Source organism: Acidocella aluminiidurans, assembly GCF_055383125.1.
In genome coordinates this window covers 582,050-596,722 of the sequence record NZ_AP031589.1, presented here as the reverse complement: position 1 = coordinate 596,722, position 14,673 = coordinate 582,050, and the positions used below count along the sequence as shown (strand labels likewise).

13 protein-coding genes and 1 tRNA gene are annotated in these 14,673 nt (G+C 63.3%); 7 read left to right on the top strand and 7 right to left on the bottom strand.

Annotation, left to right across the window (positions count from 1 at the left end):
• Positions 1 to 125: 125 nt before the first annotated feature.
• A complete protein-coding gene (locus ACZ46S_RS03110) occupies positions 126 to 602 on the bottom strand; it encodes a GNAT family N-acetyltransferase (protein ID WP_464063316.1) in 477 nt (158 codons plus the stop codon).
• An 82-nt stretch (positions 603 to 684) separates the two neighbouring features.
• On the opposite strand from ACZ46S_RS03110, the gene ACZ46S_RS03105 reads away from it, so the two are divergent.
• Positions 685 to 1,878: a PQQ-dependent sugar dehydrogenase gene (locus tag ACZ46S_RS03105; RefSeq protein WP_464063315.1), complete on the top strand. Its 1,194-nt coding sequence runs from the start codon at positions 685 to 687 to the stop codon at positions 1,876 to 1,878.
• Here the strand turns inward: ACZ46S_RS03105 and glnT are convergent, their stop codons facing one another.
• From glnT to ACZ46S_RS03085, 4 genes are all read right to left on the bottom strand, one after another.
• On the bottom strand, positions 1,879 to 3,180 hold the full coding sequence (glnT, locus tag ACZ46S_RS03100) for a type III glutamate--ammonia ligase (RefSeq protein WP_464063314.1): 1,302 nt from the start codon (positions 3,178 to 3,180) through the stop codon (positions 1,879 to 1,881).
• A gap of 175 nt (positions 3,181 to 3,355) precedes the next feature.
• Positions 3,356 to 4,693 carry an FMN-binding glutamate synthase family protein gene (locus tag ACZ46S_RS03095; protein WP_295742675.1) on the bottom strand — a complete coding sequence of 446 codons (1,338 nt, stop codon included), beginning with the start codon at positions 4,691 to 4,693 and terminating at the stop codon, positions 3,356 to 3,358.
• A gap of 2 nt (positions 4,694 to 4,695) precedes the next feature.
• Entirely contained in the window at positions 4,696 to 5,388 is a 693-nt protein-coding gene (locus ACZ46S_RS03090) for a protein glxC (RefSeq protein WP_464063313.1), read from the bottom strand.
• Between the two features lie 20 nt (positions 5,389 to 5,408).
• A complete protein-coding gene (locus ACZ46S_RS03085; protein ID WP_464063312.1) occupies positions 5,409 to 6,287 on the bottom strand; it encodes a class II glutamine amidotransferase in 879 nt (292 codons plus the stop codon).
• A gap of 173 nt (positions 6,288 to 6,460) precedes the next feature.
• On the opposite strand from ACZ46S_RS03085, the gene ACZ46S_RS03080 reads away from it, so the two are divergent.
• From ACZ46S_RS03080 to ACZ46S_RS03070, 3 genes are all read left to right on the top strand, one after another.
• Positions 6,461 to 7,516 (top strand): NAD(P)-dependent alcohol dehydrogenase, encoded by a 1,056-nt coding sequence (locus tag ACZ46S_RS03080; protein WP_464063311.1) that lies wholly within the window; start codon positions 6,461 to 6,463, stop codon positions 7,514 to 7,516.
• A gap of 121 nt (positions 7,517 to 7,637) precedes the next feature.
• Positions 7,638 to 7,712: transfer RNA gene (locus tag ACZ46S_RS03075), tRNA-Lys, on the top strand.
• Positions 7,713 to 7,747: 35 nt separating this feature from the next.
• On the top strand, positions 7,748 to 8,398 hold the full coding sequence (locus tag ACZ46S_RS03070) for a phosphorylase family protein (protein ID WP_464063310.1): 651 nt from the start codon (positions 7,748 to 7,750) through the stop codon (positions 8,396 to 8,398).
• An 85-nt stretch (positions 8,399 to 8,483) separates the two neighbouring features.
• On the opposite strand, the gene hpnH is transcribed toward ACZ46S_RS03070, so the two are convergent.
• Positions 8,484 to 9,650, bottom strand: coding sequence for an adenosyl-hopene transferase HpnH (hpnH, locus tag ACZ46S_RS03065; protein WP_464063309.1), 1,167 nt, complete (start codon positions 9,648 to 9,650; stop codon positions 8,484 to 8,486).
• 12 nt (positions 9,651 to 9,662) lie between these two features.
• Positions 9,663 to 10,616, bottom strand: a complete 954-nt coding sequence (ispH, locus tag ACZ46S_RS03060) for a 4-hydroxy-3-methylbut-2-enyl diphosphate reductase (RefSeq protein WP_464063308.1) — start codon at positions 10,614 to 10,616, stop codon at positions 9,663 to 9,665.
• A 320-nt stretch (positions 10,617 to 10,936) separates the two neighbouring features.
• Between ispH and dxs the strand changes: the two genes are divergently transcribed.
• From dxs to hpnI, 3 genes are read left to right on the top strand one after another with little or no spacing between them, the layout of a single operon-like run.
• Complete coding sequence (gene dxs, locus ACZ46S_RS03055) at positions 10,937 to 12,868, top strand: 1-deoxy-D-xylulose-5-phosphate synthase (RefSeq protein ID WP_464063307.1); 1,932 nt, start codon at positions 10,937 to 10,939, stop codon at positions 12,866 to 12,868.
• A gap of 18 nt (positions 12,869 to 12,886) precedes the next feature.
• Complete coding sequence (locus ACZ46S_RS03050) at positions 12,887 to 13,498, top strand: ABC transporter substrate-binding protein (protein WP_464063306.1); 612 nt, start codon at positions 12,887 to 12,889, stop codon at positions 13,496 to 13,498.
• A gap of 33 nt (positions 13,499 to 13,531) precedes the next feature.
• Positions 13,532 to 14,671, top strand: coding sequence for a bacteriohopanetetrol glucosamine biosynthesis glycosyltransferase HpnI (hpnI, locus tag ACZ46S_RS03045; protein WP_464063305.1), 1,140 nt, complete (start codon positions 13,532 to 13,534; stop codon positions 14,669 to 14,671).
• The last annotated feature ends 2 nt before the right edge of the window (positions 14,672 to 14,673 follow it).

The window sequence follows — 14,673 nt, the reverse complement described above, 5'->3', positions numbered from 1 at the left end:
CCTGCCCTGGAAATTCCCAGGAGCTAGAGTATCAAGCTTTTAGCTTGATGCTCTAAATTTTGTTTTAGCGAGCAATTTCATGTGTTTATTTTGACTCTGGCGCGTCAACCTAAACACATATTGCTCTAAAGCGTTTTGACGAAATATCTCACCTCCTTGCCGTTTGGCAGCTTCGCCCGCCCCGCGGGTGAAAACCCAAAACGGGCGTGGAACGCATCCGATGCCGGGTTCGGCGGGTCCTCATTCACCTCGCACACCGCAATCGTATGGCCGGCCAGCCGCGCCTGCTGGAACAGCGCATCATACAGCGCCACCCCATGGCCCCGCCCGCGCGCCGCCTTTGCGGTCACCACCCGGTCGATATAGACGAATTTCAAAAACCGCTGCTTGAACCAGAGAAAATTCAGTGAATCATAATCCGCGTCCTGATCGAAGGCGATCAGCAGGGCTTCGCTGTCATTCATCGAGGCGGCGTAAAAAGCCCGTTCCAGCAGCAGCGCGAAGCGGGCTTCATCCGCCGCCGAAAGCTCCTGCGCGTGTTCGTTATTGAGCGTCAGCAACGCTGAAAAATGCGGCGTATCGGGAGAAAGACGTGTAAGCATGCCTGACAATTGGCCGACGCCCCGATCCTGACAAGAGCCATATTTCAACGAAGCTCTGCGAAATTTGCGTGAAAGGAACGCCATGAACCGGCTTCTCATTCTGCTCCTGGTCTGCCTGCCGGTGCGCGCGCTGGCGGCGCCCCCTTATCACCCCCAGGGCAGCTGCGCCGGCTTTCCGCGCCTTGACCTCGCCAGCCTGCCCGGCACCTGCGTCGGGCTGGTGGCCAAGGGGTTGCACTTTCCGCGCGGCATCGCCGTGGCCGGGCATGATGTCTATGTCGTGGAGATGGGCGGCTGGGTGAAGGGGCGCGGCGCGCTGCTGCGTTTCGCCGATGACGGCAAGGCGCCGCCGCAAACCCTGCTCACCGGGCTGGACGAACCGAACGGCATCGCGGTCGCCCCGGATGGCACGATCTATCTCGGGCTGCTCGGGCGCGTTGCCCGGCTGCGGCTGGCGGGCGGCAAGGCGACGCTGGAGGATGTGATCACCGGCCTGCCCGATACTGGCCGCCATCCGCTGACCGCCCCGGTGGTCGAGCCGGACGGCGCGCTGGACATCAATATCGGCTCGGCCACGAATAATTGCGAAGGGCCGGGCAAAACCCCGCCCAACCCCGCGAAACCCTGCCCGGAAACCGCCGCCACCCCGCCGCGGGCGAGCATCGCGCGCTTCATGCCCCAGCCCGGCAAAATCTTGCGGTTTCAGGATGCCCAGATCCTCGCCACCGGCCTGCGCAACGCGATGGGGCTGGCGATGCTGCCCGACGGCAAGCTGGCGGCCGCGGTCAATGCGCGGGATTTCATCAATCTGGCCGACCCGCATCTCTCCGACGAGACCGAACCGCGCGACACGCTGGATATCATCAAGCCAGGCGCAGATTATGGCTGGCCCTATTGCTTCGATGAGAACCGCCCCAGCCCGGAATATCCGCAATTCGACTGCGCCAAAATGACCAGGCCGAGCGTTCTGCTCGCCCCGCACGCCGCCCCGCTGGGGCTGCTGGTCTATCGCGGTGCTGGGATTGCGGCGCTGAAAGACACGCTGCTGATCCCCTATCATGGCTATCGCGCGCAAGGGCACCGGCTGATGGCGATAACACTGAACGCCCAAGGCCTGCCGGAAGGCGAGCCCTGGCAGGTGATCTGGGGGTGGAACGGCAAACCCGGCCAGGCGCCGATGGGCAGCCCGGTCTCACTCGCGGAGCTGCCGGATGGCAGCGTGCTGATCACCGAGGACCATAACGGCACGCTGCTGCGCCTGGCCCCGCTCAGCTGATCAGCAATCCAGCGTCGCCTGGCGCTCCCAGTCCGAGAGATGCGCCGCGTAGGCGTTCCATTCGCCGTGCTTGAGCTTGGTGTAGGCGGACACAAAGCCCTCCCCCAGCGTCGCCTTCAGCGTCGCATTCGCCTCCAGCGCGCGCAGCGCATCCAGCAGGTTCAGCGGCAGCTTCTTGGCGTCCTTCACCAGATGCCCGTCAGTGTACATATTGATATCCAGCCGCTTGCCAGGGTCGGTCTGTTTGGCGATGCCATCCAGCCCCGCCGCCAGGATCGAGGCCTGCAGCAGATAGGGATTCACCGCCCCATCCGCCAGCCGCATCTCAAAGCGCCCCGGCTCGGGAATGCGGATCATATGGGTACGGTTATTGCCGGCATAGGTGACGGTATTCGGCGCCCAGGTGGCCCCGGAAATCGTCCGTGGCGCATTGATGCGCTTATAGCTGTTCACCGTCGGGTTGGTGATCGCCGCCAGCGCGTCCGCATGCTGGATGACGCCGCCGATGAAATGATAGCCAAGCTGCGAGACGCCCAGCTCGCCCTTCTCATCCTCGAACAGATTCTCCTTGCCCTTCCACAGCGAGACATGGCTGTGGCAGCCCGAGCCGGTGAGGCCCAGAAACGGCTTGGGCATGAAGGTGGCGCGCAACCCATGCTTCTCGGCGATGGATTTGGCCATGAATTTGAAGAACACATGCCGGTCGGCGGTCAGCAGCGCCTCGTCGTAATGCCAGTTCATCTCGAACTGGCCGTTCGCGTCCTCATGGTCGTTCTGGTAGGCCTCCCAGCCCAGCTCCTGCATCGCATCGCAGATCTCGGTGATCACATCGTAGCGGCGCAGCAGCGCGCCGGCGTCGTAACAGGGCTTGGTGCCGGTATCGAGCGCGTCCGAAATCGCCTGGCCGTCCGGCGTGGTGAGAAAGAACTCGCACTCCACCCCGGATTTCATCAAAAATCCGGCCTTCTCCGCCTGGGCGATGACGCGCTTGAGCACATTGCGCGGCCCCTGCTCCACCTTTTCCCCATCCATATAGATATCGGAGGCGAGCCAGCCGACCTCCTTCTTCCAGGGCAGAACCGTCAGCGTCTCCGGGTCCGGCAGGGCGAACATGTCGGAATCCGCCGGGGACATGTCGAGCCAGGTGGCAAAGCCCGCGAACCCGGCGCCGTTCTTCTGCATGCCCGCGATGGCGCAGGCCGGCACCAGCTTGGCGCGCTGGCTGCCGAACAGATCCGTGTAGGAAATCAGAAAATATTTGAGGCCGAGTTCTTTCGCCTTTTCGGCAAGCTTGATCGCCATCGTCGTCCCTTGCTTGGTGTTGTATCTGGTGGAGCAAGCTGTGTGACTATTGTCCCGGTTTTTATCGGGTATTTTTAAAAATTATCGCAAAAGTTTTTTGGCGCCGCTTTTTTTCAAAAAAGCGGCAAAAACGCCCGGGGCGGTGGCAACATGGTTACCACCCCCGGAACCTTCATCAAAACCCCTTCCCCGGGATCCAACTCGTCCCCGCCAGCGGCACCTGCGCCATGGCGGAGGCCTCCAGCGTCAGCGCCACCAGATCCTCAGGCTCCAGATTATGCAGATGGCTCTTGCCGCAGGCCCGCGCGATGGTCTGCGCCTCCATGGTCAGCACCGAGAGGTAATTCGCCAGCCGCCGCCCGGCCTTCACCGGGTCCAGCCGCGCCGCCAGGGCCGGATCCTGGGTGGTGATGCCGGCCGGGTCGCGCCCTTCATGCCAATCATCATAGGCGCCGGCGGTGGTGCCGAGCTTGCGATATTCCTCCTCGAACTCCGGCGAATTATCGCCCAGCGCCACCAAGGCCGCGGTGCCGATCGCCACCGCATCCGCGCCGAGCGCGATCGCCTTGGCCACATCCGCCCCGGTGCGGATGCCGCCCGAGACGATCAGCTGCACCTGCCGGTGCATCCCCAGATCCTGCAGCGCCTGCACCGCCGGGCGGATGGCGGCGAGGATGGGAATACCGACCTGCTCGATGAACACTTCCTGCGTGGCCGCGGTGCCGCCCTGCATGCCATCCAGCACCACCACATCGGCCCCGGCCTTCACCGCCAGCGCGATGTCGTAATAAGGCCGCGAGGCGCCGACCTTCACATAGATCGGCTTCTCCCAATTGGTCAGCTCGCGCAGCTCCAGGATCTTGATCTCCAGATCATCCGGCCCGGTCCAGTCCGGATGGCGGCAGGCGGAGCGCTGGTCGATCCCTTCCGGCAGATTGCGCATCTTGGCGACGCGCGGGGAGATTTTCTGCCCCAGCAACATGCCGCCGCCGCCCGGCTTCGCGCCCTGGCCGACAACAACCTCAATCGCATCCGCCTTGCGCAGATCAGCGAGGTTCATGCCGTAGCGCGAGGGCAGATATTGATAGACCAAGGTCTGCGAATGGCCGCGCTCCTCGGGCGTCATGCCGCCATCGCCGGTGGTGGTGGAGGTGCCCACCGCCGTGGCGCCGCGCCCCAAAGCCTCCTTGGCGTTGCCAGAGAGCGCGCCGAAGGACATGCCGGCAATCGTCACCGGGGTTTTCAGATGGATCGGCTTTTTGGCAAAGCGCGTGCCGAGCACGACATCCGTGCCGCATTTCTCGCGATAGCCTTCCAGCGGATAGCGCGACATCGAGGCGCCGAGGAACAGCAGATCATCGAAATGCGGCAGCTTGCGCTTGGTGCCGCCGCCGCGAATATCATAGATGCCGGTGGCCGCGGCGCGCTGGATCTCGGCGATGGTATGCGGATCGAAGGTCGCGGAAAAGCGCGGCCTGGTCTGCGGAATATGGGAGAACGGCGTGTCGTTCATGGTCAGTACGCCCCGGCATTATCGACATGGAAATGGTACAGAGTGCGCGCCGAGCCGTAGAGGGTGAACTCCTCCGGATTCTCGGCCACGCCGGCTTTTTGCAGAAGGGCCTTCAGGATTTCGAGATCCTGTGCGCCCATCTCTTTCTTCTCGCAATCCGCGCCCAGGCTCTTCACGCTGCCTTTCACGAACAGCCGCGCCTCGTACAGCGAATCCCCCAGCGCATCCCCGGCATCGCCGCAGACCACCAGATTGCCGCTCTGCGCCATGAAGGCGCTCATATGGCCGACATTGCCTTTCACCACGATATCGATGCCCTTCATCGAAATCCCGCAGCGCGCCGAGGCATTGCCGTCGATGATCAGCAAGCCGCCATGCGCGGTGGCGCCGGCCGACTGGCTGGCATCGCCTTTCACATGCACGCGGCCGGACATCATGTTTTCCGCAACCCCGGTGGCGGCGTTGCCATTGATGGTGATGGACGCGCCATCATTCATCCCCGCCGCATAATAGCCGGCATGGCCGTCGATCAGCACCTGCACCGGGGCGGTGATGCCCACCGCCAGCGCATGCGCGCCGCGCGGGTTGGCGATCCGCCAGGCGGTCTGGTTGGTACCGCCGGAGAGGGTTTGCAGTTTTTCATTCAGCTCCCGCAACGGCGCCGCCGCGAGATCGAATGTAATGGTATCTTCCATGGTTTTTTCCAACGCCGCGCTCATGCCGCGCGCTCCCAGAAATAGACGCGCCCCGGTTCCGGCTCGAACAGATGCGCCGCCTCGATGCCCGGCAGATCCGCCAGCGCGCGATATTCGGAGGCGAAAGCGACATAATCATCCGTCTCCGCCATCACCGCCGGCTTGCAGGAGACCGGATCGCGCAGCACGCCAAAGCCGGTCTCGGTGCCGACGACAAAATTATAGAATCCGTCGAGATCCTCCAGCGCCTCGGTCAGCGCCGCATCCAGCTTCGCGCCTTCGCGCAATTTATAGGACAGATAGCCCGCCGCCACCTCGGTATCATTTTGGGTGGCGAAATTGATGCCCTCGCGCATCAGCCGGCGGCGCACATCATTATGGTTGGAGAGCGAGCCATTATGCACCAGGCATTGATCCGCCCCGGTGGAGAAAGGATGCGCGCCTTCCGTGGTCACCGCCGATTCGGTGGCCATGCGCGTATGGCCCACCGCATGGCTGCCGGACATGGAGGAGAGCCCAAAGCGCGCCCCCACAGCTTCCGGCAGGCCGATGCCCTTGAACAGCTCGATGCGGTTGCCGACCGAGACCAGGACAATTTCCGGCGTCGTCGCCAAAGCGTTGCGCAACGCCGCCGCTTTCTCCTGGGCCAGGCTCAGCACCGCATGGTCGTCATGCACCGCCAGGCTGGCGCCAAAGCGGGCCGCGAATCCGGCCATATCAAACCCGGCCGGCGCGCGCAGGGTGAATTTCACCTGCCCGGGTGCGGCGCTGCTGTAAATCGCAAACCCGGCGGAGTCAGGCCCGCGCTCGGTCAATACATTCAGCATATGGCTCATCAGCGCGCCCAGTTGCGGCTCCAGAGCTGAATTCTTCAGAAATAATCCGGCAATCCCACACATCTGCGCAACCTGCTCCTTTCCGCTGCGCGCAGGTTATCCAAGGGTGTTGGCGCCGTCAACTTATAAGAACAAAGATTTCTTTAAAGGAAACTGAACGCGCCGCCCGACGCTTTGGTTGAATCGGGTTTTTGCGGGGCCATATCCTCTCGGATTTTTAACCCAGGGAGATTCCTATGCTCGTTTGCACCGGTTATGGCGCCGCCAGCCCGACTGAGGCGCTCGCCCCCCTCACCTTCAATCGCCGCGATGTCGGCCAGAATGATATCGAAATCGAAATTGAATATTGCGGCGTCTGCCATTCGGACATCCATTTCGCCCGCGATGAGTGGCATTTCACCCAGTACCCCGCTGTGCCGGGCCATGAGATTGTCGGCCGGGTGAAGAGCGTCGGCCCGGGTGTGACCAAATATAAAGTCGGCGAGCGTGTCGGCGTCGGCTGCATGGTCAATAGCTGCCGCACCTGCCCCTCCTGCCAGGAAGGGCTGGAGCAATATTGCGCCGAGGGCCTGACCGGCCAGACCTATGGCGGCACCGACAAGGTGATCAACGAACCCTCCAAGGGCGGCTATTCGGACAAGATCGTGGTGGATGAGAATTTCGTCCTGCGCATCCCCGAGAACCTGGACCCGGCCGCCGCAGCGCCGCTGCTCTGCGCGGGCATCACCCTGTATTCGCCGCTGCGCCATTGGGGTGCCGGGCCGGGCAAGAAGGTCGGCATCATCGGGCTGGGCGGGCTTGGCCATATGGGCGTGAAGCTGGCCCATGCGATGGGGGCTGAGACCGCGCTGTTCACCACCTCCGCCAGCAAGGTTGCGGATGCCAAGCGCCTGGGCGCCAGCCTGGTCATCCTCTCCAAGGATGAGGCGCAGATGGCCGAACATGCCGAGAGCTTCGATCTGATCATCGACACCGTCTCCGCCAGCCACGATCTCAGCCCCTTCTTCGGGCTGCTGAAGCGCGACGCGACGATGGTGCAGGTGGGCGCGCCCGAGCATCCGCTGCCGATCTCGGTGTTCCCGCTGCTGATGCGCCGGCGCAGCTTCGCCGGATCGATGATCGGCGGCATCAAGGAAACCCAGGAGATGCTGGATTTCTGCGACAAGCACAACATCACCGCGGATGTGGAGATGATCAACATCCAGCAGATCAACGAGGCCTATGAGCGGATGCTGAAATCGGACGTGAAATACCGCTTCTGCATCGACATGAAGAGCCTGAAGGCGGCCTGAACCGGCGCGGCGCGCCTCTCATCGAGGCGCGCCGTTTTCGCCCGCCAATGGGTTGACTTTATACGGCGAAAAATGGTTTTTGCGCCTCACCGTGCGGCGCCGCCCCACGGGACCTTGGTAAGAGCCTGTAGCTCAGTGGTAGAGCATCCGACTTTTAATCGGACGGCCGTGGGTTCGACCCCCACCGGGCTCACCAAGCGCAAATCAACGCGGCATTTTTCGGAATTCTGAATGGACCGTGCCAAAATCGGCATCGTGACGGGCCTGCAGGCGGAAGCGCAATGGCTCCGCGATGCCGGATTCACGGTGATGGTTGGCGGTGGCACACCGCTTGGCGCCCGCAAGGCCGCCGAGGCGCTGGTGGATGAACAAGGCGTGCTGGGGCTGCTCAGCTTCGGCCTGGCCGGCGGTCTGCAAAAAGGCCTCAAGCCCGGCCGTATCCTGGTACCGTCCGCGATTCAGGCCGGCCTGCTCACTTTCCCTTGCGATTACCGGCTGCTGGAGTTTCTCGGCGGCCCCCTCGCCGGCCCGATTCTCGGCTGGCACAAAATCGTCACCAGTGCCGAGGAAAAGCAGTTGCTCAGCCAGCGTTATCACGTCGCGGCGGTGGATCTGGAATCCGGCGCGGTGGCGGAGGTGGCCAAGGAGAGGGAGCTGCCATTCGCGGTGCTGCGCGCCGTGGCGGACCCGGCGGGGCGCGATCTGCCCCCCGCCGCCCTGGTGGCGCTGAAGGCCGATGGCAAGCTGGACGGCATGGCCCTGGCCCGTTCCATCTTGAGCCAGCCCCGGCAAATTCCAGGCCTGATCAAAGTCGGCCGCGACGCCGCCGCCGCCCGCAAGGCCCTGATAAACTGGGTCAAAACCCTGCCCGAAAAAATATAAGCCGCAGGCGTTTCCACACCCACGGCCCAAAGTGGCAAAAGTTTTTGGGGGTATGGGGGGCTTTTTTCAAAAAGCCCCCATGTCTTCACTCCGCCGGCTGCGCCGCCGCCTGCCGCGCGGCTTTCGCCGCATGGATTTCCGCCATCTTGCTATCCACATGCCGGGTAAACACGTTGAAATCGGCCTTGCGGGCCTTATCCAGCGGAATATCCTTGGCCATGGCACCCTCGGTCTTGATGCCCTTCAGCGCGACCTTGGCGATCTGCCAGGGGCGCTTGATGGAATCCATCACCGCCGTCGCCTCGAAGCCGGAATGCACCATGCAGTCGGAGCATTTCTCGTAATTGCCCACACCGTATTTATCCCATTCGGTGCTGTCCATCAGCTCCTGATAGGTCTTGGCATAGCCCTCGCCGAGCAGATAGCAGGGGCGCTGCCAGCCGAACACGTTGCGGGTCGGGTTGCCCCAGGGGGTGCAGGCATAGGATTGGTTGCCGGCCAGGAAGTCCAGGAAGAGCGGGGATTGGGTGAATTTCCACACCTTGCCGCGCTTCTTGCTCTCCTTGCCGCGGCGGAACACCGCCCGGAACAGCTCCTTGGTGCGCTGGCGGTTGAGGAAATGCTCCTGGTCCGGGGCGCGCTCATAGGCATAGCCCGGCGAGGTCATCACGCCCTCAATGTCCAGATCCGCGACCATGTCGAAGAACGCCGCCACCCGGTCCGGATCGGCGCCATCGAACAATGTGCAGTTGATGGAAGTGCGGAAGCCCTTGGCTTTGCTGAGCTTCAGCGCGTCGATCGCGCGCTCATAGACGCCATCCTGGTCGACGGAGCGGTCATGCATCTCCTTGTCGCCGTCCAGATGGATGTCCCAGCAGAAATTCTTGTGCGGCTTGTACTGGTCGATCTTCTTTTCCAGCAGGAGCGCGTTGGTGCACAGGATCACGAACTTGCCCATCTTCAGATAGGCCTCGACGATCTGCGGCATTTCCTTGTGCAGCAGCGGCTCACCGCCGGCGATGGCGATGATCGGGGCCGGGCATTCCTCGGCCGCCTTGATCGCATCCTCCAGCGAGATGCGCTGATTGAGGATCTCGTTCGGGTAATCGATCTTGCCGCAGCCCTGGCAGGCCAGATTGCAGCGGAACAAGGGCTCCAGCATCAGCACCAGAGGATAGCGCTTATTGCCCTTGAGATGCTGCTTGAGAATATAGCCGCCAACGCGGACGGCCTGGTTCAACGGTACACCCATATTTGGTTATCCTTAAACTTCAGCCACTTCGGCGGGCAACTTAAACTTCACATCTTCCGGCGTGCCGGCCAGTAGCTCGATCTCGACCTGGCCGAACCGGCGCATACCATCGATCACACCCTGCACCAGCACCTCCGGCGCGGAGGCGCCGGCGGTCAGCCCCACCTTCGCCACGCCCTGGAACCATTCCGGCCGCAGAGCGCTGGCATCGTCGATGAGATAGGCCGGGCGGCCAAGCTCAGCGCCGATTTCGCGCAAGCGGTTGGAGTTGGAAGAATTTTTGCTGCCCACCACCAAAATCAAGTCCACCAGCTCGGCGAGATGATGCACCGCCTCCTGGCGGTTCTGGGTGGCATAGCAGATATCCTTCACATCCGGGCCGACAATCGCCGGGAAGCGCGCATTGAGAGCGGCGATGATGCCGCGCGTATCATCGACGGAGAGCGTGGTCTGGGTGATATAGGAGAGCTTTTCCGGGTCCTTGACCTCAAGCTTTTCCGCATCCTCGACCGTCTGCACCAGATACACGGTGCCGTCGATCTGGCCGATCGTGCCTTCCACCTCTGCGTGCCCGGCATGGCCGATCAGCACAATTTCACGGCCTTGCGCGGCGTAGCGGCGGCCTTCGGCATGCACCTTGGCCACCAGAGGGCAGGTCGCGTCGATCACCGGCAGCTCGCGGTCGGCGGCGGCCTGCACCACTTTGCGGGCGACGCCGTGGGCGGAGAACACGGTCCAGGCGCCTTCCGGCACCTCGTCCAGCTCATCCACGAACACCGCGCCGCGCGAGCGCAGATCCTCGACCACGTGGCGGTTATGCACGATTTCGTGGCGCACATAGATCGGCGGGCCGAATTTGGTCAGCGCCCGTTCGACAATGTCGATCGCCCGCTCCACCCCGGCGCAGAAGCCGCGGGGCTGCGCCAGAATGACCCGCAATGTTTTCGGGGGCTGTGAACCGTCCATATTTTCTCAATCCTGTCTGCTGCCTGTTGCCCGCGCGTCACGCCGCAACGCATTCTCGCCACAGCAATAAGTCATTGCCTCCACAATCCGCAAGCGTGCACATAGTATAAGCTTGCCTCCCAGGCGGCCGGCTGCGGAATGGCAGCCTCCTGTTTCGGTTGGGGGCTTCTGGCTTTTCGGCGCCCGGTCGCTTATGTGTGAGGGATGTACAAATAATAGCCCCGCCGCGAATCGGGTGGAGCGTGTATGAATAGGTTAGAGCGTATGACAGGGACCACCATGGGCAAAGCAGCGCGGACGCAAAACGGAGCTTGTTGCTGATGCCCCCGAAAACCCCTTTGCTCGACCGGGTGAATGTGCCTGCCGATTTGCGCAATTTCTCGATCGAGCAGCTGAAACAGCTGGCGGACGAGCTGCGCGCCGAGACCATCGATACCGTCTCCGTCACTGGCGGCCATCTGGGCTCCTCGCTGGGTGTGGTCGAGCTGACCGTCGCCATCCATGCCGTGTTCGACACCCCGCGCGACCGGCTGATCTGGGATGTCGGGCATCAATGCTACCCGCATAAAATCCTCACCGGCCGGCGCGATCGCATCCGCACGCTGCGCCAGCCCGGCGGGCTTTCCGGCTTCACCCGCCGTTCCGAGAGCGAGTACGACCCGTTCGGCGCCGCCCATTCCTCCACCTCCATTTCCGCCGGGCTCGGCATGGCGGTGGCGCGCGACCTGAAGAAGGAAGCTGACCCGCGCAACGTCATCGCGGTGATCGGCGATGGCTCGATGTCCGCCGGCATGGCCTATGAGGCGATGAACAATGCCGGGGCGATGCGCTCGCGCCTGATCGTGGTGCTGAACGACAATGACATGTCGATCGCCCCGCCGGTCGGCGCGATGAGCACCTATCTCTCCACTTTGATCTCCTCGCGCAGCTTTATGAGCCTGCGCGATTTCGCTGCGAAGATGGCCAAGCGCTTCCCCCGGCCGATCGAGCGCACCGCCCGCAAGGCCGAGGAATATGCCCGCGGCATCCTCACCGGCGGCACCCTCTTCGAGGAGCTGGGCTTTTATTATGTGGGTCCGATCGACGGGCATAATATGGAGCATCTGATGCCGGTACTGCGCAATTTGCGCGATTCGGAAGCCAATGAGCCGGTGCTGCTGCATATCGTGACGCAAAAAGGCAAGGGCTACGCCCCGGCCGAGGCCGCCGCCGACAAATATCACGGTGTACAGAAATTTAATGTGGTCACCGGCGAGCAGAAAAAAGCCCCGCCCGGCCCGCCGACTTATACCTCCGTGTTCGCCAAGGCGTTGATCGCGGAAGCGGAGGCGGACTCCAGCGTGGTCGCGATCACCGCCGCCATGTCGCCGGGCACCGGGCTCGATAAGTTCGAGGCGAAATTCCCGGACCGCATGTTCGATGTCGGCATCGCCGAGCAGCATGCCGTCACCTTCGCCGCCGGCATGGCGACGGAAGGGCTGAAGCCGTTCTGCGCCATCTATTCCACCTTCCTGCAGCGCGGTTACGACCAGCTGGTGCATGACGTGGTGCTGCAGAGCCTGCCGGTGCGCTTCGCCATGGACCGCGCCGGGCTGGTCGGGGCGGACGGCGCCACCCATGCCGGCGCTTACGACCTCGCTTTCCTCGGCCCGATGCCGCGCATGGTGATCATGGCCCCGTCCGACGAGGCGGAGCTGATGCATGCCGTGGCCACCGCCGCCGCCATCGATGACCGCCCCTCCGCCTTCCGCTATCCGCGCGGCGAGGGGCTGGGCATCGAGCTTCCGGCGCGCGGCACGCCCTGGGAGATCGGCAAGGGCCGCATCCTGCGCGAAGGCAGCAAGGTTGCCATCCTGGTGCTGGGAACGCGCCTGCATGACGCGCTCAACGCCGCCGACCAGCTGGCCGCCAAGGGCTTCCCAGCGACGGTCGCGGATGCGCGCTTCATGAAGCCGCTGGATACTGATCTGATCGACCAGCTCGCCCGCCATCATGAGGTGCTGATCACCATCGAAGAGGGGGCGGCCGGCGGCTTCGGCGCGGCGGTGGCGCATCACCTCGCCTGGAGCGGCGCTTTCGATAAGGGGCTGAAATTCCGCCCGATGACGCTGCCGGACCGGTTGATCGACCATAACAGCCCAGCCGCGCAGATGATCGAAGCCGGGCTGACGGCGCAGGATATCGTTACCCATGCGCTGACCGCGCTCGGGTTGCAATCTTTCCATGATTTTGTCGCGATGCCGGCGCAATAGGTCCCCTATATGAAGCGCATGAAAAATTCACTCCGCTTCACGGCGCTGGCGCTCAGCGCCAGCCTCGCTTTCACCCCCTGCGCCTTCGCGGCCGGTTCCGCCGCCAGCGCGCCCGTCTCCACGCTGGACACCGCCCTCATCGCCTCGATGAAATCGGCGAAGAGCCAGGGCTTTCAGGCCCGCTACCAGGCGCTCGCCCCGGTGGTGGAGAAATCCTACAACCTGCCGGAAGTGACGAAGAATTCCGTCGGCTTCCTCTGGTCCACCCTGCCGGCGGACCAGCAGAAAGAGCTGATCGACCTGTTCACCCAGTTCACCATCACCAGCTATGTCGCCGAGTTCAACGGTTATAGCGGCCAGACCATCAATATCCTGCCCGAGGAAAAGAGCCTGGGCGGCAAGAAGATCGTCGAAACCAAGCTGGCCTCGCCCGGCGATACCGGGGTTGAGATCGATTATGTGGTGGCGCAAGGCTCGAATGGCTGGCAGATCGAGGATGTGCTGCTGAACGGCACCATCAGCCAGGTCGCCGTGCATGCCTCGGACTTCGCCTCGCTGGTGAAATCCGGCGATGCCTCGCAGCTGATCGCGGCGCTGAAGACCAAGATCAAGGCCCTGCAAGCGAGCTAACCCCCTCCCCTCTGTTCGGTAAACGCGCCTCCTTTGCAATTTCTGGCTTTACTCACCGCTTTGCTCGCCCTGGTCGGGGTGGTGCAGCTTTTTCTGGGCGCGCGTCTGACCGAGCGTTTCTGTGCCCCCCGGCCCCGCGGTGTTTCTGCGTCGCGGCCGGGCGTCACCGTGCTGAAGCCGCTGCATGGCGATGAAGCGCTCAGCGAAGTGGCGCTGGAATCCTTCTTTTTGCAGGATTATCCGGACTACCAGCTGGTCTTTGGCGTGCAGAGCCAGGACGACCCGGTGCTGCCGCTGCTCGGGCGGCTGCGCAAACGCCACCCTGAGCGCGACGTGGCGCTGATGGTCAATGACACCCCGCACGGGCGCAACCGCAAGATCGCCAACCTCATCAATATGCGCCCGCTCGCCCGGCATGAGCTGCTGGTGATCTCGGATGCGGATGTGCATGTGCCGCCACATTTCCTTTCGGATGTCGTCGCCACGCTGGAGGCGCCCGGCGTGGGGCTGGTGACCAGCCTCTATACCGGCCTGCCCGGCAACCGGGACATTCCCGCTCTGCTCGGCGCCATGCAGATCAACCAGAGCTTCCTGCCCGGCGTGCTGCTGGCCCGCCAGCTCGGCCGGCAGGATTGCCTGGGCGCCACCATGACCATCCGCAAAAGCCTGCTGACCCGCATCGGCGGGTTGGAAGCGCTCGCCGACCATCTGGCGGACGACCAGCTGCTTGGCCGCAAGGTGCTGGCGGCGGGCGAGCGCGTGGCGCTGGCGCCCGTCATCCCCGCCACCACCGTACCGGAAGAGAGCTTCGCCAGCCTGTTCAGCCATGAGCTGCGCTGGGCCCGCACCATCCGGGCACTGGAGCCGCTGGGCTTTGCCGCCTCGGTGCTGCAGATCCCGCTGCTCTGGGCTGTCCTCACCATCCTGTTCTCCGGCTTTGGGGTCTGGAGCCTGGCTTTATTCCTGCTGGTCTGGGGGGCGCGGGTGGTGCTGGGCTGGCGGATCGAGGCGGCGCTGCGCATCGCCCGCACGCGAGAGATCTGGCTTTATCTGTTGCGTGATTTCTTCAGCACGATCATTTATATAGCCGGTTTCATGGGCAACCGCGTCGTCTGGCGCGGCCAGTCCATGGCCGCCGATAAGGGCCATCCAGCCCCTGGTTCGAGAGAGTGAGT

Bases quoted from the DNA above. Each gene is read 5' to 3' on its own strand.
- ACZ46S_RS03110 (WP_464063316.1), bottom strand. From the start codon at position 602: ATGCTTACACGTCTTTCTCCCGATACGCCGCATTTTTCAGCGTTGCTG.
- ACZ46S_RS03105 (WP_464063315.1), top strand. From the start codon at position 685: ATGAACCGGCTTCTCATTCTGCTCCTGGTCTGCCTGCCGGTGCGCGCG.
- glnT (WP_464063314.1), bottom strand. From the start codon at position 3,180: ATGGCGATCAAGCTTGCCGAAAAGGCGAAAGAACTCGGCCTCAAATAT.
- ACZ46S_RS03095 (WP_295742675.1), bottom strand. From the start codon at position 4,693: ATGAACGACACGCCGTTCTCCCATATTCCGCAGACCAGGCCGCGCTTT.
- ACZ46S_RS03090 (WP_464063313.1), bottom strand. From the start codon at position 5,388: ATGGAAGATACCATTACATTCGATCTCGCGGCGGCGCCGTTGCGGGAG.
- ACZ46S_RS03085 (WP_464063312.1), bottom strand. From the start codon at position 6,287: ATGTGTGGGATTGCCGGATTATTTCTGAAGAATTCAGCTCTGGAGCCG.
- ACZ46S_RS03080 (WP_464063311.1), top strand. From the start codon at position 6,461: ATGCTCGTTTGCACCGGTTATGGCGCCGCCAGCCCGACTGAGGCGCTC.
- ACZ46S_RS03070 (WP_464063310.1), top strand. From the start codon at position 7,748: ATGGACCGTGCCAAAATCGGCATCGTGACGGGCCTGCAGGCGGAAGCG.
- hpnH (WP_464063309.1), bottom strand. From the start codon at position 9,650: ATGGGTGTACCGTTGAACCAGGCCGTCCGCGTTGGCGGCTATATTCTC.
- ispH (WP_464063308.1), bottom strand. From the start codon at position 10,616: ATGGACGGTTCACAGCCCCCGAAAACATTGCGGGTCATTCTGGCGCAG.
- dxs (WP_464063307.1), top strand. From the start codon at position 10,937: ATGCCCCCGAAAACCCCTTTGCTCGACCGGGTGAATGTGCCTGCCGAT.
- ACZ46S_RS03050 (WP_464063306.1), top strand. From the start codon at position 12,887: ATGAAAAATTCACTCCGCTTCACGGCGCTGGCGCTCAGCGCCAGCCTC.